The following is a 20,655-nucleotide window of genomic DNA, read 5'->3' as shown; positions in this document are numbered from 1 at the left end:
GTGATATGCGCACCATGGAGTTGATCGACCTACCGACCTTGATGCGGGCCATCAGGGCGAAATGGTTCCTCTATCTTGGGGGCTTGCTGGTGGCTTTTGTACTCACCGGACTGGTCCTGCCGTTCTTGGACAAAGGTTACGTGGCTCAGGCGACGTTGCAGTTGCGAGATAGTGAAACGCCGACGCAATTCAGCGGGATATTAAGCAGCCTGACATCGTCGTCCGACTCCTATAATGCGCTTGAAGCTGTGCTGACCTCCCGTTCCTTGGCGGATCGGCTTGCAGCAAAGCCCGAGATGGTCAAGGCGTTGGGGATTGATCCCCAGCAGCGCAGCCTATTGTCAAAGGTTCGTGAATTTATAGAGGACGACTTATTCCAGTTAGACCCGATGGGACGTGAAGATGGAGGCGATGTTATTCGCGGATTGCTGACACAGAAAGTAAAACTTTCCCGTGCAGCCAGCGGGTCAAACGTTGTTGAGCTGGAGTTCTTTTTTCGTAAACAGGGCGTTTCGCAGCCCGTACTCTCCACCATTATCTCAGAAGCCGATCTGATTTTGCGGGGACTGCGTATTTCAGGTCTGCAGGAGCGGTTGGAGCGTATCAACTCCATGATTGAGTCAACGACGGCAGACAGCACTCGAAAGTCTTTGCTGGAGATGCATAGCCGTCTTTCTGCCGAACTTGTCAGCGCACAATCGTTGTCGCCCTTTGCCTTCAATCTCATTGATCCAGCGGCGGCGGCAAACGTTCGCGTGCGCCCCTCCTTCTTGCTGATCTGGCTGGGCCTGACGGCCGTGCTCACAGCCTTTATCACAGCCTTTATCATTCTGGCGATCAGGGGGCAGAGGTGACGGTCGCGGTGGGGGATATTCCGCATACGGAACGATGCCAAAGCAGCCATTGGCTGCTGGCATTGTTCCTGTTGTTTTGTTTCTTCCCCTATCTGCGGACGATTCCTCTTCCGGTGGATACCCAGCCTACAGGCTTGGTGCTTGGGCTCATGCTGATCATGCTTGCCCGTCGGCATCAGGCCTCGGCCGGTGTCTGGATGGTTGCTGGCATCACCATTGCCGCAATAATTATTTTTTTGGCAGGTGATATCGAATTATCCGCTATTCGAAATATCATTGGGTATATTAGCCTTTTTGTTTTTACTTATCTTTTCTTTAATATTTCACTATCAGAGCGTGCGCTCTTGCAAAAAATCACTGAAATCGCAATTCTTGGATGGTTTCTTGTTGGGGTTCTTCAAATCATTATTGGCCGTGGATTTCTCGTTTTTCTGATTTCGGATGCACGTACCACTGATAGCCGTGGTGTGACGAGTTTGGCGCCTGAGCCGACATATTATGCCAGCCAAATGCTTTTTCTATTATTGTTGCACATATTGCTCGGGATGAAACGTTTCATCGTGGCGATTGCTTTGCTATCAATCCTGTTTCTGGCGATTTCGTCCCAGGTCGTCATTGTGATTATTTTGGCTACCGGAATTAGCCTGCCCTTTCTTCTGGGGCGCCGTGGCTTTGGGTTTGTCCTTTTGATCAGTCTGTTCGTGGGGGCGCTCGGCTTTGCGCTTTTTGAGGATTATAAACATCAGTATCGTATATTAACAATTGTGGACATTCTGTTAAAAAATCCAACCAGCCTGTTGTTGGTGGACGCATCTGCAAATGAAAGATTTGCAGCAATCTATGTTTCTTTTAAGTCATTCTTCGGGAACTACATGATGCCGCATGGAATATCTGGTAATTATTATTACGACGTGTTCGTTGATTTAAAGCAGAGAAATCCCCAATTTTTATGGGCTGCGACCCCCTCTAAAAGTAACCTTTCTGGTGCTGGTCGAATTGCCTTTGAATTAGGGCCCTTGCTTTTTATGTTTGCTGGGATCGTTGTAGCAGCCGCCTGGCGCCTTAAGGCGCCTGCATCTGTGCGCGTGTTCACCGCAGCGGCCTATCTGTTGCTAATGATCACGGCGATCCCTCTTGCCCATCCCATGGTGGGGGCAGTTTTGGGTGTTATGATCGCATGTGGCTTTCCGCTTAAATCTCAAGACGAATCTAACCCATCTCAGGCGATAGTTAAGCTATGATTTTCGGTTTTATTATTCCTGCCTTGGTGGAGGAACTTTCCTTACTTGAGGGCTGTATCAACAATCTTCATACTATCTGCGATTCCATTCCGGATATTCAGCCTGTGTTTGCCGTCATCTTACAGGGACGTCTTGACACCGCTCCCGAATGGTTGCTCGGCGATCCCTCGGTAGATTTGCAGATCTTGCCCAATAGAGGTGTCTCCAATGCGCGAAATCAAGGCTTAATGCGGCTGGAGAATACCACCGATTTCCTGATGTTTGTTGATGTCAGCGTTCGCCCGGGCTCCGATTTCATTCGTGGTGCCTTACAAGCGTTAAGGACAGAGTTGGTTGTTTCGGCCCCTGTTTCATTCGATGATCATATATCGACGTCGCCGAGCGTGAGGAATGTGACAGTAAGGCAAATTTCCGCCGTGCGAGTCGTGTTCCGAGCCTTTATCTGGTCAACAGCCTTCCGAACGACGGCGATTACCGGTCTGCGTTTTGACCCATCGATTGGGCCGGGTACCTCTTCTCCACATCAGTCCGGGGAAGATGGACGGTTTCTTTACCTGGTCAAAATGCGTCATCACCTAAAAAATGTTTCATGGCTGAATAATATTTCAGTTGTAAGACCATCGCGTCCAGATTTACAGAATAAGATTACGCGTTACGCACATGGTCAGGGGGTTCTGCTTGGCCAGCAACTGCGAGCGCCAGGTTGGTCTATTCTCGATCGTTTATATCTATTGATGAGAGTGTTTTTATTTATAGCGAATAGCTTTAAGTTTTTTTTAAAGGGACCGTCCAGTCGCAAAGTTTCATTGGTGCGGCTGAATGCGCTGCTCATCGGATTAGGTGTCCGACCGGCTGATGGCGGGCCTCAATTGATGTAGGCCTCCCTTGCAGGAGAGATAATACCAATCCGCCGAGGGTTTGACCCTCGGCGGATTGGTACCAGATCCCAGCGCGCCCTTCCACCTGATCGGGTTCTGATATGGGCACTGATGGCTTTACAACGCAGCGCCGTAGTTTTCGCCGGTAGCCGAGCAACCTTAGTGGCACAGCGTGGCGACGACCTTTCGCAGGGAACTGCGCCAATCCGGCAGGCAGGCCCCTGGCAAGGCCAGGAAGCGATCACAGGCGAGGACCGAATAGGCGGGCCGCTTGGCTGGAGTGGGATATTCAGCGGTCGTGATCGGGGCAACGGTGGGGCGGGGCCGTCCCAAGGCAGCTGCCGCATCAAAAATCTCTTCGGCGAAGCCATGCCAGCTGATGGGGGCATCTCCGCCGAAATGGACAGCACCGTTAAGACGCCCCTCCCGCACAAAAGGCTCCAGGAAAGCGATTGCGGCGGCGATGTCGGCCGCTGCCGTAGGACGGCCAACTTGATCAGCCACCACTCGCAGAGTGGGACGCTCGGCTCCTAATCGCAACATCGTCTTGACGAAGTTATTCCCATCGGCGCTGAACACCCAGGAGGTCCGCAGGCTTACAGACCGGCCGCCGGCCGCTGCCACAGCCTTTTCACCAGCAAGTTTGGAGGCACCATAGACACCCAGCGGCGCTGTTGGCTGCTCCTCCCCATAGGGAACATTACCCGTCCCATCAAACACATAGTCGGTTGAAACATGGATCAGGGGAATATCGGCCGCAGCGGCCGCCAGTGCGATTGCGGCCGGCCCCGCCTCGTTCACCGCGTAGGCGGCTTCCGGTTCGCTCTCTGCCTTGTCGACCGCCGTATAGGCGGCCGCATTGACCACCAGGCTCGGCTGATGGGCGGCGATGGCATTTGCCACCGCCGCCGCGTCACGGATATCAGCCTCTGCAGAGCCCAGTGCGATCACGGCCCGCGGTCTGCCATCGGCACTGGGGGCCCACGAATGGTGGACCAGCGCCGTGGCAAGCTGGCCGGTCCGGCCAAAAACCAGAACCGTCATCTCAGTCGCGCCCTTCGTTGAGAACTTTCAGCAGGTAATGGCCGTAATCATTCTTCATCAAGGGCTTGGCCAGCGCCTCCAATTGAGTGTCGTCGATCAGCCGCTTGCGATAGGCGATCTCTTCAGGGCAGGCAATCTTCAACCCTTGGCGGCGTTCCACCGTCTGCACGAAATGCGTTGCCTCCACCAGACTGTCATGGGTGCCGGTATCCAGCCAAGCATAGCCCCGGCCCATCCGCTCGACATTCAGCCGGCCCTGCTGGAGATAGACATTGTTGACGTCGGTAATCTCCAGCTCACCCCGGGGGCTGGGCTTGATTCCGGCGGCAATGTCCAGCACGTCATTATCGTAGAAATACAGGCCCGTGACAGCGAAGTTCGACTTGGGCTGCTTGGGCTTTTCCTCAATGGTCAGCGCGCGGCCGTCTGCATCGAAGCTGACAACACCATACCGTTCAGGGTCGTTCACGTGATAGGCGAAGACGCTGGCACCGTTGACTCGCTGGTCGGCATTGGCCAGCAGCTTGTCCATCCCATGGCCGTAGAAGATATTATCGCCCAGAATCAGGGCGCTGTCGTCGTTGCCAACGAAGCCGCGCCCGATGATGAAGGCCTGTGCCAGTCCATCGGGGCTGGGCTGTACAGCATAAACGAAGGAGACACCCCACTGGCTGCCATCGCCCAGCAGTTCCTGGAACTGCGGCATATCCTTCGGTGTGGCGATGATCAGAATATCCGTGATGCCGGCCATCAGCAGCACGGACAGTGGATAATAGATCATCGGCTTGTCATAGACCGGCAGCAGCTGCTTGGAGACGCCACGGGTGATGGGATAAAGCCGGGTGCCGGAACCACCAGCCAGAATAATGCCTTTACGCTTCTTCATGGCCCTTACACCTTTCCCAGGCGCTGGCCGGCAACGGCACGCAGCCGGCTCCACCACCATTCATTTTCCAAATACCATTGCACGGTCTTCTCAATACCGCTGTCGAACGTCTCTTGCGGCGTCCACCCCAGATCGCGACGGATCTTGGAGGCATCAATGGCATAGCGGTGATCATGGCCGGGGCGGTCGGTGACGAAGCTGATCAGCTCCCGGCGGGAACGGCCCGGCTCCGGCCGGTACTTGTCCACCAGATCGCAGATGCGCTCCACAACCTCCAGGTTGGTCTTCTCATTATTGCCGCCGATATTGTAGCGGCCGCCATTTTCCGCCTTGATCATCACCTCAGCAAGCGCCCGGGCATGGTCTTCAACATGCAGCCAGTCGCGCACATTCTGGCCGTCGCCATAGACGGGCAGCTTCTTCCATTCCAGTGCATTGAGGATGATCAGCGGGATCAGCTTCTCGGGGAAATGATAGGGGCCATAATTATTGGAGCAATTGGTCAGGACAACCGGCAGCCCGTAGGTATGGTGCCAGGCATCGACCAGATGATCCGACGCCGCCTTGGAGGCCGAGTAAGGGGAGCGCGGCGCATAGGCGGTTTCTTCAGTGAAGAAGCCCTCTGCGCCCAGGCTGCCGAACACTTCGTCGGTGGAAACATGATGGAAGCGAAACTGTGCCGCTGCTTCCTTGGCCAGCCCCGACCAATAGGCCCTTGCGGCGGCCAGCAATACAGACGTCCCCACGATATTGGTCTGGATGAAGGCGTCCGGCCCATCGATCGAGCGATCGACATGGCTTTCGGCTGCTAGATGGATGATGGTATCCGGCTTATGCGTGGCCAGCACCTGATCAATGGCCGCCCGGTCGCGGATATCCACCTTCTCGAACCGGTAGAGCGGGCTGTCGGCCACCGGCTTCAGATTGTCCGGATTGGCGGCATAGGTAAGGCAATCGACATTCACGACCGCGATGCCGCGATCCAGAATCAGATGGCGCACCAGGGCCGAACCGATAAAGCCGGCGCCGCCGGTGACCAGCACCAGCTTGGGATTACGGAACGTCATGTCTCACCAATGGAAAAGGGCGGGAAGATCTTTAAGCAGCGGCAGCGTCGTGTCCTTGGCGGACAGCTTTACCTGATCAGGGCCGAAGGGCCAGTCGATAGCCAGGTCGGGATCGTTCCACAGGATGCCGCCATCATCGGCCGGGCTGTAATAGTTGGTGACCTTGTAAAGAAATTCCGTGTCGGGCAGCAGGGTGCAGAACCCATGGGCAAAGCCGACCGGCACCCACAACTGGGCACCATTTTCGGCCGACAGCTCAACTTTGACATGCTGACCAAAGGTGGGAGAGCCCGTGCGGATATCCACGATCACATCCAGCACGGCCCCCCGGACAACGCGCACCAGCTTCCCTTGCGCGGTCGGGTGGCGCTGGAAATGCAAGCCGCGCAGCGTCCCCACATCAGCCGACAGCGAGTGGTTGTCTTGCACGAAATCGGGATCGGTGCCGGTCGCCTCGGCAAAGCGGCGGCGATTGAAAGTCTCACTGAAATAGCCGCGATGATCGCCATGGCGGGCAGGCACCAACAGCTTTGGCCCGGCGATCGCGAATTCTCTGACGTCCATGTTTGATTCCATATCGGGGCGGGCGTGGGCGCCGGCCCCTGATGTTTGATATCGCCCCGACGCGTTTATGCCCCAGCGGCACCGCCACTGCAACCCGCGTCATGGTGGCCCTCCGTCGCGTTTGGGTCGGTCAGCGCTCCAGATCCTTGAACTCGATATGGCGGAAGCCGAAGGCGATGCGTAACACCATGGCGACGCGATCACGCTGTCCCCGACGCCAGCGGTTCAACATGGTCACCAGCAGGCCAGCCCAGACGGTGGGCAACGCATAGGGAAAATGGCGCCAAGTGATGCGCAACCGGTTGCGCAGATTATAAAAATCAGCCAACAGGCTGACGGCTTGGCGTTTGCCGCCGGTGCTGCCCCCTTCCTTGTGGAAGACAATGGCGTTCGGGCAATAGCCGATTTCGAATCGGCTGCGACCGGCGCGGCAATAATCAATCTCCTCAAAATAGAGGAACAGGCTTTCGTCCATCAGCCCGACCTGTTCCAACCAGGGGCGGCGGATGAACATGGCGGCGCCAAACACATAATCCAACGGTCGATTGGCGTGGCGTTGTGCCGCTTCGCGCGGCTCTCCATACCCATGGTGGTCGCACAGACCGGTCCAGCGGTGATAGGTGCCCCCGCCTGCCGCCTGGATCACATCCGGGCGGTCATGGTAGAGCAGGGTGGAGCCGATGATGCCCTGTCTTGGATGGGCTTCCGCATGGTGCCAGAGCGCGGCCAGCGCATTGGAATCCACCTCCGTGTCATTGTTCAAAATCCAGATGGCCGCCATGGCAGGATCGCGCAGGGCAAGGCGGATACCGACATTATTGCCGCCGGCATAGCCATGATTGGCGGTATTCTGAATCAGAAATGCCCGCGTGTCGGGGGCGATCGGCGTCGCTGAGGCATCGGCCTCGCTCAGCACCTGGAAAGCGGTGCCGAAACGTTGGCGCATGGCCTGCCAGAGGATAGAGGCGGAGCCGTCGCTGGAGGCATTGTCGCAGACGACAAGGCGCCAGCGCGCCTCTTTCAGTGACATGACGCTGTCGATACAAGCGATTGTGTCCGCATGGCCGTTCCAGTTCAGCAATACGATCCAGCAAAGCGGGGCTTCCGCCATACTGCTTACCGACGCTACCGTCATTTGCGGCTCTATCTCCGGGGCTTCAGCTTCCCCCTTCTCTAGGCGCGGGGAAGGGGCCGGTCAATGACGCGTGTGGGTGTCCGCCACCCTCTGCCGGCGTGGGTGGTGGTTGGATGGGTGGCAGGCATTCGGCGTCTATCTGCAAGTAACGCTTCCGCCGCGCCCCTGTTTCGCGCCACAGTCGGCGCGGCGGCACGGCCGCACCCTCCCTATTTGTTTCTCAGTTGAAGATCATGGCCCGTACCGACATCCTTCTGGCGACCTATAATGGCGAGACTTATCTGCCGGCACTGATCGCGTCCATAGAGGCGCAGCGGGACCGCGATTACCGCGTTCTAGTGCGGGATGATGGTTCCAGGGACGGCACCCTGACACTGATTGATGCGTGGCGCCGACGTGATTCAGAACGGGTGCTGGTGCTGGAAGCCGATCAGCCGGCGGGTGGGGCCGCTGCTAATTTCGCCCGTTTGATGGCGGTGGCCGAAGCCCCTTATGTGCTTTTTGCTGATCAGGATGATGTCTGGCACCCTGACAAGGTGGGGACTACCGTGGCGGCGCTGATGCGGGCTGAGGCGGAGCTGGGTCGTGAAACCCCGGTGCTGGCCTTTTGCGATCTGGCTGTGGTCGATGCCGATGGTGCCGTCATCAACCCCAGTTTCCGCCATTTCCAGGGGATGGATGCGGTGGCCGGTGCGGCCTTCAACCGTCTGCTGACGGAAAATGTCGTCACGGGCTGTGCCATGGGGATCAATCGGTCCGCCTGTCGAATCGGTTGTAATGTGCCGGCGGAATCGCTGATGCATGATTGGTGGCTTGCCCTGGTCTGTGCCGGTCTGGGCAAGATCATTACGATGCCGGAATGCCTGATCGACTACCGCCAGCATGGAAATAATGCCGTGGGAGCCAAGGCCTGGTCGGCCGCCGATGCCATTCGGGACAAGATTCGCAGCGGTCGTTTCCGGGCTAACCAGCAACGCTTTCTGGCCTGGATGGATCGGCTCTATGCCCAGGCAGCTGCCTTGGAACGGCTGCATGGGGCCCAGTTGCCGCCAGCTCAGGCCAGAACGTTGGCCGCCTTCCGCTCGCTGCCGCAGCAAAGCTTCCTGGTCCGCCGTATGCGAATGATTCGCCATGGTTTTCGTCTGTCCGGCGTGATTCGGACAATCGGCTTCTACTTGCGGGCCTGAAACGAGCCTTCATCGTGGCGCTGGTGACGGGCGGATGCTTTGTTATCCTCTTGGAAGCCTCGCCACGATCATCTTCGACATGGACATAAATTTTTCATGTCGGGCTGTGGCAAATTTGCATTGTAGCGCTCCCATCAGAAAAAGCCCGTATTAACAATAGGATGGGATGAATCCGGCATTTCCCGTTCTTGCACAGCGACCTCATGTTAGCGAGTTGCTTAACAAAGTCGGGTTTTCGCGGAATCCCGCGCTCATTTGGCTCTTGCGTAAGAAGGCTGGCTCGCTTAAAGAACCTACTACGCTTGAACGAATAAGGGTCTAACGGGCGTGTTTTCAGTGAGCAAAATGACTTCCTCTGGTCGTTGCCTCCGCATTTCGCGGTCGGTCAGCCGGCCGCTGAGTATCCTCTCTCGACATATGCAGCCGGAATTTCGGTTGTAAATTGCCCTTTGGCTTGCTCAACTCCACCCGTTTTTCAGCATTTCGGTCAGGCAAGTTAGCCAACCTACGGAGAATCTAGATGGCTGTCACGTTGAGCTCCCTCTTCAATGAGGCCTACTACCTGTCCCAGAATAAGGACGTCGCCAACGCCGTTAAGGCTGGTGTTTTCGCCTCTGGGCAGGCTCACTGGGAGCAGTACGGTAAGTTCGAGGGTCGGCCGTTCTCTGCGGCTTTCAATCCGACGGTCTATGCCGCCAACAATCCTGACCTGGCTTCTGCTGGCCTGACCACCCCGGCGCAGCTGACCGAGCACTATGTCCGTTACGGCGTCTTTGAGGGTCGCAGCATCCTCACGTCCGCCCAGTTTGATGCGAACATCTACGCCTCTCAGAACGCGGATCTGGGCGCTGCCGGCATCACCGATCCCAACGCTCTGTATCAGCACTTCCTGAAGTTCGGCATCGACGAGAACCGCGTTGCCTCTGGCTTCGACGGTGCTGCTTATCTGGCCGCCAACAAGGATCTGGCTGACTACTTGGCCGCTGGCAACACCTTTGGTGGCTACACCGGCGTGGCCGCTGCCCGTTATCACTACTACCATAACGGCATCGTCGAAGGCCGCGCCTTCCCGACGCCGAACCCGAGCTACAGCATCTCCGCCGCTTCGACGACGCTGACCGAAGGCAACGAGACCACCTTCACCGTCACGTCCTCGGTGATTGCGGCCGCTGACACCGTGCTGACCTTCAACATCGTTGGCGACACCAATGGTGGCAGCATCGCTGCTGCTTCGGCCGCTGATTTCACGGGCCTGACCGGCACTGTGACCATCGCTGCTGGTTCCACCACCGGTACCTTCAAGATCACCGCGGTGAACGATCAGGTCGCCGAAGGTCTGGAAGGCTTCAAGATCAGCCTGTTCGACGCTGCCCTGAAGGCCGTCACCCTGTCCGGCTCCACCGTCTTCGCCATCTCTGATCGCACCGATCCGGTTGGCCAGACCCTGACGCTGACCGCTGGCATCGATAATCTGGTCGGTGGCGCTGGCAATGACACGATTGTGGCCGGCGTTGGCAGTGATCTGATTTCGCTCGACTCCGTCGATGGCGGCGCCGGTAACGACACCATCACCTTCTCGTCCGCCACGGCTAATGTTGCCGCGGCTTCCGGCGCGAGCGTGAAGAATGTCGAGACCGCTACCTTCACCACCACGAAGGAAGTTGACGCCAACGTGAAGGGCTGGACCGGCCTGTCCACGGTGACCGCCACCGGTGGCGGCAAGGTTAACGTTTCGGCCGACACCACTGTGACCGTCAGCGCCAGCTCCACGGCTGCCGGCGCCGACAGCCTGACCGTCACCGGCGGTAAGAATGTCACGGCAACGGCTGCCAGCCGTACCTCGGGCACGATCTCTGTCACCGACGCCGCTGGCCCCGTGACCGTGACCAGCACGGGTGCGTCTACCGGTGCGATCACCGTCACCGGCGCTACCTCTACCGTCACTGTGACCAACACCTCCAGCGTTGATGGTAACGCTGGCGCTGTCTCCGTCACCGGTGGTACCACCGTTACGGTCAACAACCTGGCTGGTAACGCTGTCAACACCCAGACCGTTCTGGGTACTGTGACCGTGACCGGCGGCGCGGCCACCACCGCCGTCACCGTGAAGCAGAGCGCTGCTGCCACCAAGAGCGCCACCGTCGCCGGTGTCGTGGATGGTGCCGTGTCCATCCAGGACGCGAACGCCGGCAAGAGCGACAAGGCCGGTACCATCGCTTCTGTGACGCTGGAAAATTACGGCGGCACGATCATCAGCTCCAACGCGCTGGCTAACCTGTCCTTGAAGGGTGGCAATTCCGGCGTGGACGTCACCAATGCCCTGACCACCCCGACCGTGACCACGCTGAACGTGGCGCTGAACGGTGTCACCGGCGGTACGCTGACCGACACGGCCGGTGCCTACACCAAGCTGAACCTGTCGACCACCACTGCCGCTTCCACGCTGACCAATGTGTCGGCCAGCAAGGTGACCGCGCTGACCGTGTCCGGTGACAAGGGTCTGACCCTGACCTCGACGGCTGGCCTGTCCGGTCTGCAGACTGTTGCGGTGTCCGGTTCCGGCGGTGTTACCGCTGACTTCAACGGCGCTACCGTGACCAGCGTTGACGCTTCTGGTTCCACGGGTGCCAACACCGTTACGGTCGATGCCGCCAAGGCCACCTATAAGGGCGGTTCGGGTGTTGACACCGTGACCATCGCGGCGGCTCCGACCAAGGCCATTGACGGCGGTGCTGGCACCTCCGACGTTCTGGTTGTCAACTTCGCTGGCAACTTCGACGCCGCTGCCAACACCAATGTCACCGGCTTCGAAGTGCTGAGCCTCGGCACCGCTGCTGGTGGTGGCTCTTACAACGCCACTGGCTTCACCTCCCTGCGCCAGGGTGCTGTGACCGGTGCAGTGACCTACACCAACGTCGCCGCTGGCGTGGGCCTGACCCTGACGGCTTCGCCGGGCTTCAACACCTCCTACGTCCTGAAGGACTCCAGCGGTAAGTCGGACAGCCTGGCGCTGACCCTCTCTTCCGCCGGTGCTCTGGCTGCCGGCACGATCACGGCTTCCGGTGTCGAAACGTTTGCCATTACCAACACCGATACGGACAGCACTGCCCACACCAACACCATCACGCTGGCGGCCGCTGACGCGACCTCCATCACCGTGACGGGTAATGCGGGTCTGGTGCTGACCAACACCACGGCTGTTTCTGTCACCAACTTCGATGCCTCCGCCGTGACGGGCAAGGCCGCTGACGCTGCCGCTCTGGGCGTGACCTATACCTCTGCCTATACCGGCAGCAGCACGGTCACCATCAAGGGCGGTATCGGCAACGACGTGTTGACCGGTAACACCAAGAACGACTCTATCGTTGGCGGCGACGGTGCCGACACCATCATCGGTGGTGGCGGTAACGACACCCTGGACGGTGGCGCTGGTAACGACGTCATCACGGCTGCCGGCACCGGCAATGCCTCGATCCTCGGTGGCGCTGGTAACGACACCATCACCGCGACCGCGACCGGTAACCACACCATTTCCGGTGGCGACGGTAATGACACCATCACTGCTGGCAATGGCGCTCATTCCATTGATGGCGGCGCCGGTAACGACACCATCACCGTCGGTAGCGGTCTGTCCGTGATCACCGGTGGCGCTGGTTCCGATACCTTCGTGCTGAATGCCCCGAACGCCAACGGCAACATCTACGCCACCATCACCGACTTCGCCAAGGACTCCGGTTCCGGTGCGTCGCTGGTTGCCGGTGACTCGATCAACCTGTCGGCTCTGTCGGTGATTACGACCGGTGCCGGTAATGCGATCTCCAACACCACGCTGACCAGCAATGCTGACAGCAAGATTGTCCTGGCTGGCACGGCTGCTTTCGCTGACTACCTGAACGCGGCTGCTTCCAACCACGCTGCGGCGGCTACCAACGCCGTGGTGACGTGGTTCCAGTTCGGTGGCGACACCTACCTCGTTGTTGATAACAACAACGACAACGTGTTCGTCAGCAGCCCGACCACGGGTGACCAGGTTGTCAAGCTGACCGGCCTGATCGACCTGAACGGTGTCTCCATCACCGGTGAAGTTCTGCAGGCTCACGCCATCTAATTGGCGTGCTGAAAAGACTGATTTGCTCCTTCGGGAGCGAACTGAAGACCCCGGAGAAATCCGGGGTCTTTTTTCTTTGGAAAGTCGTTCTGAGACGTTAGCAATAGGCGACGGTCTCGGAGGAGTTGGCGGCGTTCCATGCAGATCCTGTTTGTGCATCAGAATTTTCCCGGCCAGTTCAAATCGCTGGTCCCGGCCCTGCTCGCAGCAGGCCACCAGATCACCGCATTGGCGATTGAAGGGGCGGAACTGCCCGGCATCCGGTTCGTCCGCTATCGTCCCCTGCGCGGCAGTTCACCCAACATCCATCCCTGGGTGACGGATTTCGAAGCCAAGGTGATTCGGGGGGAGGCCTGCGCGGGTGCCGCAGAGGGCCTGCTGGCATCGGGCTATCGGCCGGACATTATTGTCGGCCATCCCGGCTGGGGGGAGATGCTGTTCCTGCGCGACATCTGGCCGGGCGTGCCGCAGCTGCATTTCCTGGAATTCTATTATACGGCGCGTGGCAGCGACGTGAATTTCGATCCGGAATTTGCCCGGCCGCAATGGCAAAGCGGCGCCCGCGTGCGGGCCAAGAATTCCTGCGGTCTGATCTCGCTGGAACAGATGGATGCCGGTTACAGTCCCACTGAATGGCAGCGCGTTTCCTACCCCTCCTTTGCCCGTCCCCGGGTGGAGGTGGTGCATGACGGGATCAATACAGATCTGTTGACGCCACGATCTGATGCGTCGCTGACACTGGCAGACCGAAATCTGGTCCTGCGGCCGGGGATGAAGGTTGTGACCTTCATCAACCGCAACCTGGAACCCTATCGCGGCTATCATAGCTTCATGCGTGCCCTGCCGCAGATGCAGCGCCTGGTCCCGGATGCGTTTTTCGTGGTGGTCGGCCGCGATGGGGTGTCCTATGGCGCCAAGGCCCCAGAGGGGAAAAGCTGGAAGGAAATCTTCCTGGCGGAGGTGGCGGATCGCATTGACCTGTCAAGGGTGGCCTTCGTTGGCCATATTCCCTATGCGGCCTTCGTCAGCCTGATGCAGATATCTGCGGCCCATGTCTATCTGACCTACCCGTTCGTGCTCTCCTGGTCGATGCTGGAGGCAATGAGCTGCGGCGCGCCCGTGATTGGCAGCGCAACCCCGCCCGTTCAGGAGGTAATTGAGCACGGGCATAACGGCCTGCTGGTGGATTTCTTCGACTATGATGGGCTCGCGGCGGTGGTGGCAGAGGTTCTGAACCAGGGGCAGCGTTACCGGACCATGCGGCAGGCGGCACGTCAGACCGTGATTGATCGCTATGATCTCCACCGTATCTGTCTGCCGCGCCAGCAGGCCCTGATCAACCGGGTGGCGGGGTAAGCCTGCTCACTGGCGGCTTTCCAACATTTACACAAGGATCAGCGCCCATGAAGGCGCGGGTTGCGCACCCAGTACCAGTCGGGTATGAGCCTTGTGACGATAACCCATCAAAGGCGGCAGGGAATGACGACGGATTGGTCGGCTGGTTATATGGCAGAAATCTCCTATACCCACGGTTTCTATCGCGAGCTGTCGCCATCCCTGCTGGGTTTTGCCGCCTTGCTGTCCGGCCATCGCAGCCACCAGCCGCTGACCTATTGTGAACTTGGCTGCGGCCAGGGTTTTTCCAGCAATTTGCTTGCCGCTGCCAATCCCGAGATCCAGTTCCATGCCACGGATTTCAATCCGGCGCAGATCGTTGGCGCGCGTGATTTGGCGGCGGCGGCTGGAAGTGACAATATTACCTTCTATGAAGACAGCTTTGCGGAGTTTCTGGCCCGTACCGACCTGCCGGATTTCGATATTATCTCACTGCACGGTATCTATAGCTGGATCAGCGATCAGCATCGTGCGGAGATTGTCGAGTTTATTCGCCAGCGGCTGCGTCCCGGCGGGTTGGTCTATATTTCTTACAACACCCTGCCCGGCTGGGCGGCGGCCATGCCGCTGCGCCGGTTGATGGTGGAGGGGGCTGCCGCGGCGGCGGGCCAGTCCGTACTGGCCCGTATTGAACAGGCACTGGGGCTGGCGGGAACGGTTTGCGACGTCAATGGTCGCTTCTTTACCAGCAATCCCGGCATGGCGGATCGGCTGGAACGCATCAAGGGCCAGCAGAGGGCCTATGTTGCGCACGAATATTTCAATCAACACTGGACGCCCTTTTATCATGGCGATGTTGCCGCAGAATTGGCCAAGGCTAAGCTGAACTGGATCAGCTCCGCCCACCTGCTGGACCGGCTTGACGCCATCAATCTCACGGCTGAGCAGCAGCAAGTGCTGGCCCAGGCCGGTGATGTGGCGCGACAGGAAACCCTGCGGGACTTCATGGTCAACCAGCAGTTCCGGCGCGATATTTTCGTCAAGGGGGCTGTTCGGGTGCCGACGGCTGAATTGCAGCATCTCTGGGCCAATCAGCGTTTCATCCTGTCGGTCGACCGGACCAAGGTAGCGATGACGGTGAATGGCGCCTTGGGCGAGGCTGCGCTGCAGGAAGATATTTATGTACCCCTGATGGCAGCGTTGGAGCAGGGGACGCCGAGTTTCGCCGAGTTAATGGCATCGCCGACCCTGGCCCCTTTGGGGGCCCCGCGCGTGCAGCAGGCGCTGATGGTCCTGGTCGGCGCCAGCTATGCGCAGCCGGTGTTGCCTGAGGCTGACGCAGAGGTACGCAAAGGTCGCTGCCGTGCCTTCAACAATGCCGTCATCCAGCGCGCCCGCTGGTCGTCGGATCTGCAATATCTCGCCTCCCCGATCTTTGGCAGTGCCGTGGCGCAGGATCAGGTGACGCAGCTGTTCCTGCTGGCGGAATCGGAAGGGGCGGTCGACGTGCCGGCCTTCGTCTGGGATACGCTGTCGCGCAATAATCAGCGTCTGGTGCGCGATGGAAAGCCGCTGTTGGACGATGCGGATAATCTGGCGGAACTGCGTGAGAAATATCAGGGCTTCCAGGAAAGCACGCGACCGCTGCTGCAGCGGCTTGCGGTTATCTGACCGGTCGTATGGTAACGCCCGTCGCCGCCACCAGCCTGGACCTGCGCTATGATGTGCGCCAGGATAGGCTTGTGCTGACCGCCCGAACGGCGGCGACGGGCATGGACATGCATATGACACGGCGCCTGACACGGGCGCTGCTGTCGGGTCTTCTGGACCTGCTGATGCAGTCCAGCGAGCTGGTGGCCCGCAGCGGCCCCGACCATCGCGGCGACGTGTTGCTGTTTGAACATCTGGAGGCGGTCAACCGCGTCGCTGTCGCCAATCCGGCGCCTTCTTCCGCGCCAGCGGCATTGGTGGCAGAGATTGCGGAGGAGCCGCCTCGGCTGGTTGAGCGGATTGATGTGACCAGCCATGGAGAGGTGCTGCGCCTTTCCTTTCACGACGCAGATCAGGAGCAGGCATGGATGAACCTGCCACGGGAACTGGTTCATCAATTCATTAATATGCTGCTGATCAAGAGCCGGGAAGCCGGCTGGAACCTCGACGAACTGGCCTGGATTGATCATGGGGGGCAGATTCAAATTCCCGCAGGCGCGCTTCCCTGCTGAGAAAGCTCACCAGGGTTCCGTCCTGTCCCCTGCGGCATAACATCCATAACCGGTCTGCGCCCCGGAAACGCCCCAATCTTATTGTTGCATTCGGTCGGTACCGGGAGGAATGGTTGCATCAGCCACCCGTTCGGTGCTGTTGCAGGCCGGGTGTTCAAAACGGTAGAATAGGCTCCCGGCCACACGGGCGTGGCTGGGTTATTTTCGTGACCAGCTTCTGGAAGCAGGCGAACCCGATGAAGATTGTTCCCGTCAACCGCCAGGCAGGCGCCCCGTCACAATTGCGCCAGGCGTTGAAGAGCTCCGGTCGGGCGTTCTTCTTCGTGGCGATATTCAGTTTCTTCATTAACCTGCTGATGCTGACATCGCCCATCTATATGTTGCAAGTTTATGACCGTGTATTGACCGCGCGCAGCGAATCCACTTTGATTTATCTCAGCTTGATCATCGGCTCGATGATGCTGGTGATGGCGTTGCTGGAGATGGTGCGGTCGCGCGTGCTGGTCCGGGTCAGCGGTAAGATGGACCAGATGTTGAGCGGTAAGGTGTTCGACGCCATTTTCGCCCTCAACCTGCGCAGCCCTGCGGCTAACCGCAGCCAGTCGCTGCGCGATCTGGATACGGTGCGCCAGTTTATCACCTCGCAGGGGCCCTTCGCCCTTTTCGATGCGCCTTGGGCGCCGATCTTCATCGGCATCGTCTTCATGATGCATCCGCTGCTGGGGCTTGTGGCCATCATCGGGGCCCTGATCCTGTTTGCACTGGCCTATGTCACCGAGGTGACAACCAAGAAGCCCCTGAACGAAGCGAATATGCATGCCATCAAGGCTGCCTCTTTCGCTGAAGCCAGCCTGAAGAACAGTGAAGTGCTGGCGGCCATGGGCATGTTGCCGGGCATCCGCCGCCGCTGGCGGGTCAGCCAGGAAAAGTCGTTGATATTGCAGGCCCAGGCCAGCGATGGCGCCGGCGCGATCAGCGCCCTGACCAAGTTCGTCCGCCTGCTGTTGCAGTCGTCCATGCTGGGTTTCGGTGCCTATCTGGCGCTTGAAGGTCAGATCACCCCCGGTGTTATGATTGCCGCCTCCATCATCATGGGGCGTGGTCTGGCACCTGTGGAACAGGCCATCGGTTCCTGGAAGTCATTCGTCTCGGCGCGCGGTGCCTATAGCCGGCTGGATGATCTGCTGCGGACCTTCACCCCCCATACCGACAAGATGGAACTGCCGGCCCCGGTCGGGCATGTGGCGGTTGATCGCGTGGTGGCCATGCCGCCGGGTGCCAGTAACCCGACGATCAAGGGGGTCAGCTTCGCTCTGACCGCTGGTGAGGCTTTGGCGATTATCGGGGCCAGCGCTGCCGGTAAATCCACGCTGGCCCGTCTGCTGGTCGGCGTCTGGGCGCCGCATTCCGGTTCCGTGCGTCTGGATGGTGCCGATGTTTCGGCCTGGAACCATGAACAACTGGGTCCGCATATTGGCTATCTGCCCCAGGATGTTGAGATTTTCGACGGCACCATCAAGGAGAACATCGCCCGTTTCGGGGAGGTTGATGCGACCAAGGTGGTGGAGGCAGCCCAGCTGGCCGGTGTGCATGATCTTATCCTGCGCCTGCCCATGGGGTACGATACGTTGATCGGGCCGGGCGGCATCGCCCTGTCGGGTGGCCAGCGTCAACGTCTGGGCCTGGCCCGTGCGGTCTATGGCAACCCATCCTTCATTGTGCTGGACGAGCCGAACTCCAACCTGGATTCCGATGGCGAGGTGGCTCTGATCAATGGGCTGCAGCGTTTGAAGGAGCGGAACGCCACTGTCATCCTCATTTCCCACCGGCCCAGCATTTTGAACCATGTGGACAAGGTGCTGCTGCTGCGTGAAGGCATGGTGGAGATGTTCGGGCCGAAGCAGGAAGTGATTGCCCGCCTCACCCGTCCGGTTGCCCAACCACCGGCGGTTCCGCCACAGGGCGGGGCACCGCAGGGGCAGGTTACGGGGGCGACGGGGGGCTGATGCCGTCACCCGTCGGCCTTTTTTACCATATTCCATGCCGGCACCCGGTGGGTGCCGGCCCTTGTGAAAGTGCGAAAGCATGACCGACCTTGTCACCAGCAACAAGTCTGCCGTCGTGGCCGCTGGCCCGCGTAAGGAACTGCCGTCGCAGGTGCCTACCGATGAAATGTCCGTCGTGCGGCTCGGCATGGCGATCATTCTGGTTGCGTTTGGCGGGCTTCTGGCGTGGTCCGCCTTCGCCCCGCTGGCAAAGGGCGTTGTGGCGTCCGGTACGCTGGTGGTGGACAGCAACCGTAAGAGCATTCAGCATCTGGAAGGCGGTATCGTTTCCGAAATCCTGGTGCGCGATGGGGACGCGGTGAAGGCCGGTCAGGTGCTGATGCGCCTGGATGAAGTCTCCTCCCAGGCACAGCGGGATGTGCTGTTTGGCCAGTTCCTGGCGGCCAAGGCCAAGGAAGCGCGCCTTATCGCCGAGCGTGGTCGCAGCGAAAAGATCGAATGGCCGGCGGAACTGACGCCGGGTGCGGGTGATAATGCCCGTAAAGGCAGCATTCGTGGCAATGAACAGCAGCTGTTTGAGAGCCGGCGCTTAACCTTGGCCGGCCAGCTTTCCATCTACGAGCAGCGTGTCAAACAGCTGGAAGAACAGATCAAGGGCTATGAAGCCCAGGTTACTGCCAATACCGATCAGATCCGTCTGATTGATGATGAGCTGGAAGGGCTGCAGCAGCTGTTTGACAAGGGCTATGCTTCCAAGACCCGGCTGTTGCAGCTTCAGCGCAACCGGGCGGAGCTGGATGGCGCGCGCGGGAATTACGAGGGCGAGATTGCGCGGGCCCGGATGCAGATCGGTGAAGCCCGTCTGCAGATCCTCCAGGTTCGTAAGGCGTTCGATGAAGATGTGGCCGACAAGCTGCGCGAAGCGCAGCAGCAGATTTTCGATCTCGAAGACCGGCTGACCAACGCCAACGATATTTTGGAACGGCGTGAGGTGAAGGCACCCAGTGATGGGGTCATCGTCGGTCTGCGGGTGCATACCCTGGGCGGGGTGGTGCGCGGCGGCGAAACCATCATGGATTTGGTGCCCAGCAAGGAAAAGCTGGTGGTTGAGGCGATGGTCAGCCCCAATGACATTGATAATATGGCGGTTGGCCTGGAGGCGGAGGTTCGCTTCTCTGCCCTGTCCAGCCGGCAGATCCCCATTTTGACCGGGACAGTCATGCAGGTTGATGCGGACGTGACCACCGATCAGCGCGGCAACCGGTACTATTTGGCCCGTGTAATTGTACCGGAAGATCAGCTGTCCAAATTGGGCGGCCAGAAGATTGTTCCCGGTATGCCGACCGAAGTGCTGGTAAAGGCCGGTGAACGCACCCTGCTTGAATATCTGACCAAGCCCTTGACCGACAGCTTCTTCCGCGCGTTCAAGGAGGTTTGAGCCAGCGCCAGGAGGACGGATGCTGACAATTCGTGAGACGGGGCCGGTCTGGCGTTTACAGGCGGCCCCGCGAGAGCTGGCGCTGGGTGTGGCGCATTGTGAGCTTCCGGCCAACAGCCTGGTGGTTCCCGATGCTGTCTGGACCAATCTGGTACCGGACAATGCCTATGTGGAGTGCCCGACCTTCTTCTTGCAGGATAAGGTCGGGTTTGTTGCCTTGCTGGCTTATTTCGTTGTGCATGGTCATTCCTTCCGCCTCTTTGTGCGGTCGCCGGCGGGGGAATCGGAAGGGTTGCTGTTGGCTTATCCAAGGTTGGATGAACCCACCATGAATATGCTCCGCCGTTTCGACCAGTTAGCGGCCGATCAGATTGACGATTTATGTCGCCGGCTTGAATATTTCCTGGGGCAATTGGGGCATTCCGACGAGCATCTGACGCCCAATGCCTGACGCCGGCCCCAAAGCGGGGCACCGGAAACAGCTGCTTCATCGTTGGCTGTCGGTTGCCGTGATCCCAGGCGTTTTCCTATGTTTTCAAAAAAGCCCTGCGGTGATCCGCAGGGCTTTCAGACTGCTGACAAAGCCCTCGCCTATGGCGGGGGTTTTTGATTCACTGTGTTTATGCTTAAGCCCCAGACGCCCCAACAGACGGAACTTGAGATGGTGACGATCGCGTCGCTTGTTCCGTC

At 59.1% G+C, this 20,655-nt stretch carries 16 protein-coding genes; 11 read left to right on the top strand and 5 right to left on the bottom strand.

The features are described 5' to 3' along the window. Positions 1-14: 14 nt before the first annotated feature. From PCJ49_RS16520 to PCJ49_RS16510, 3 genes are read left to right on the top strand one after another with little or no spacing between them, the layout of a single operon-like run. Positions 15-854, top strand: a complete 840-nt coding sequence (locus PCJ49_RS16520) for a Wzz/FepE/Etk N-terminal domain-containing protein (RefSeq protein ID WP_269911897.1) — start codon at positions 15-17, stop codon at positions 852-854. Next, the gene (locus PCJ49_RS16515; protein WP_269911896.1) at positions 851-2,095 is read left to right on the top strand and encodes a hypothetical protein; all 1,245 of its coding nucleotides are present in this window, start codon (positions 851-853) and stop codon (positions 2,093-2,095) included. The genes PCJ49_RS16520 and PCJ49_RS16515 overlap by 4 nt, the downstream gene beginning before the upstream one ends. Beyond that, positions 2,092-2,973 (top strand): hypothetical protein, encoded by an 882-nt coding sequence (locus PCJ49_RS16510; protein ID WP_269911895.1) that lies wholly within the window; start codon positions 2,092-2,094, stop codon positions 2,971-2,973. Before PCJ49_RS16515 ends, PCJ49_RS16510 begins: the two co-directional genes overlap by 4 nt. A gap of 159 nt (positions 2,974-3,132) precedes the next feature. Here PCJ49_RS16510 and rfbD read toward each other — a convergent pair whose 3' ends face one another. The 5 genes from rfbD to PCJ49_RS16485 all read right to left on the bottom strand — a co-directional run bounded on the left by rfbD (position 3,133) and on the right by PCJ49_RS16485 (position 7,669). After that, on the bottom strand, positions 3,133-4,017 hold the full coding sequence (gene rfbD, locus PCJ49_RS16505; RefSeq protein WP_269911894.1) for a dTDP-4-dehydrorhamnose reductase: 885 nt from the start codon (positions 4,015-4,017) through the stop codon (positions 3,133-3,135). A 1-nt stretch (position 4,018) separates the two neighbouring features. Next, positions 4,019-4,903 (bottom strand): glucose-1-phosphate thymidylyltransferase RfbA, encoded by an 885-nt coding sequence (rfbA, locus tag PCJ49_RS16500; protein ID WP_269911893.1) that lies wholly within the window; start codon positions 4,901-4,903, stop codon positions 4,019-4,021. A 5-nt stretch (positions 4,904-4,908) separates the two neighbouring features. Then, the gene (rfbB, locus tag PCJ49_RS16495; RefSeq protein ID WP_269911892.1) at positions 4,909-5,970 is read right to left on the bottom strand and encodes a dTDP-glucose 4,6-dehydratase; all 1,062 of its coding nucleotides are present in this window, start codon (positions 5,968-5,970) and stop codon (positions 4,909-4,911) included. A gap of 3 nt (positions 5,971-5,973) precedes the next feature. Next, complete coding sequence (gene rfbC / locus PCJ49_RS16490; protein WP_269911891.1) at positions 5,974-6,534, bottom strand: dTDP-4-dehydrorhamnose 3,5-epimerase; 561 nt, start codon at positions 6,532-6,534, stop codon at positions 5,974-5,976. A 130-nt stretch (positions 6,535-6,664) separates the two neighbouring features. Further along, a complete protein-coding gene (locus tag PCJ49_RS16485; RefSeq protein ID WP_269911890.1) occupies positions 6,665-7,669 on the bottom strand; it encodes a glycosyltransferase family 2 protein in 1,005 nt (334 codons plus the stop codon). Positions 7,670-7,902: 233 nt separating this feature from the next. Here PCJ49_RS16485 and PCJ49_RS16480 point away from each other — a divergent pair, with 233 nt between their 5' ends. From PCJ49_RS16480 to PCJ49_RS16445, 8 genes are all read left to right on the top strand, one after another. Next, the gene (locus tag PCJ49_RS16480) at positions 7,903-8,856 is read left to right on the top strand and encodes a glycosyltransferase family 2 protein (RefSeq protein ID WP_269911889.1); all 954 of its coding nucleotides are present in this window, start codon (positions 7,903-7,905) and stop codon (positions 8,854-8,856) included. Between the two features lie 520 nt (positions 8,857-9,376). Beyond that, positions 9,377-12,964, top strand: coding sequence for a hypothetical protein (locus PCJ49_RS16475; protein WP_269911888.1), 3,588 nt, complete (start codon positions 9,377-9,379; stop codon positions 12,962-12,964). A gap of 138 nt (positions 12,965-13,102) precedes the next feature. After that, positions 13,103-14,320 carry a glycosyltransferase family 4 protein gene (locus PCJ49_RS16470; protein WP_269911887.1) on the top strand — a complete coding sequence of 406 codons (1,218 nt, stop codon included), beginning with the start codon at positions 13,103-13,105 and terminating at the stop codon, positions 14,318-14,320. A 123-nt stretch (positions 14,321-14,443) separates the two neighbouring features. Further along, positions 14,444-15,970 carry a class I SAM-dependent methyltransferase gene (locus PCJ49_RS16465; protein WP_269911886.1) on the top strand — a complete coding sequence of 509 codons (1,527 nt, stop codon included), beginning with the start codon at positions 14,444-14,446 and terminating at the stop codon, positions 15,968-15,970. Between the two features lie 8 nt (positions 15,971-15,978). Continuing rightward, on the top strand, positions 15,979-16,521 hold the full coding sequence (locus PCJ49_RS16460; RefSeq protein ID WP_269911885.1) for a hypothetical protein: 543 nt from the start codon (positions 15,979-15,981) through the stop codon (positions 16,519-16,521). Positions 16,522-16,757: 236 nt separating this feature from the next. Further along, on the top strand, positions 16,758-18,527 hold the full coding sequence (locus PCJ49_RS16455) for a type I secretion system permease/ATPase (protein WP_269911884.1): 1,770 nt from the start codon (positions 16,758-16,760) through the stop codon (positions 18,525-18,527). Between the two features lie 79 nt (positions 18,528-18,606). Next, entirely contained in the window at positions 18,607-19,965 is a 1,359-nt protein-coding gene (locus PCJ49_RS16450; RefSeq protein WP_269911883.1) for an HlyD family type I secretion periplasmic adaptor subunit, read from the top strand. Between the two features lie 19 nt (positions 19,966-19,984). Then, positions 19,985-20,416 (top strand): hypothetical protein, encoded by a 432-nt coding sequence (locus PCJ49_RS16445; RefSeq protein ID WP_269911882.1) that lies wholly within the window; start codon positions 19,985-19,987, stop codon positions 20,414-20,416. Positions 20,417-20,655 lie beyond the last annotated feature (239 nt).

This window comes from Niveispirillum sp. BGYR6, assembly GCF_027568365.1.
Classification (GTDB): Bacteria; Pseudomonadota; Alphaproteobacteria; order Azospirillales; family Azospirillaceae; genus Niveispirillum.
Note: the sequence above shows the minus strand (reverse complement) of the source record. Positions and strands in the feature narration are given on the sequence as shown.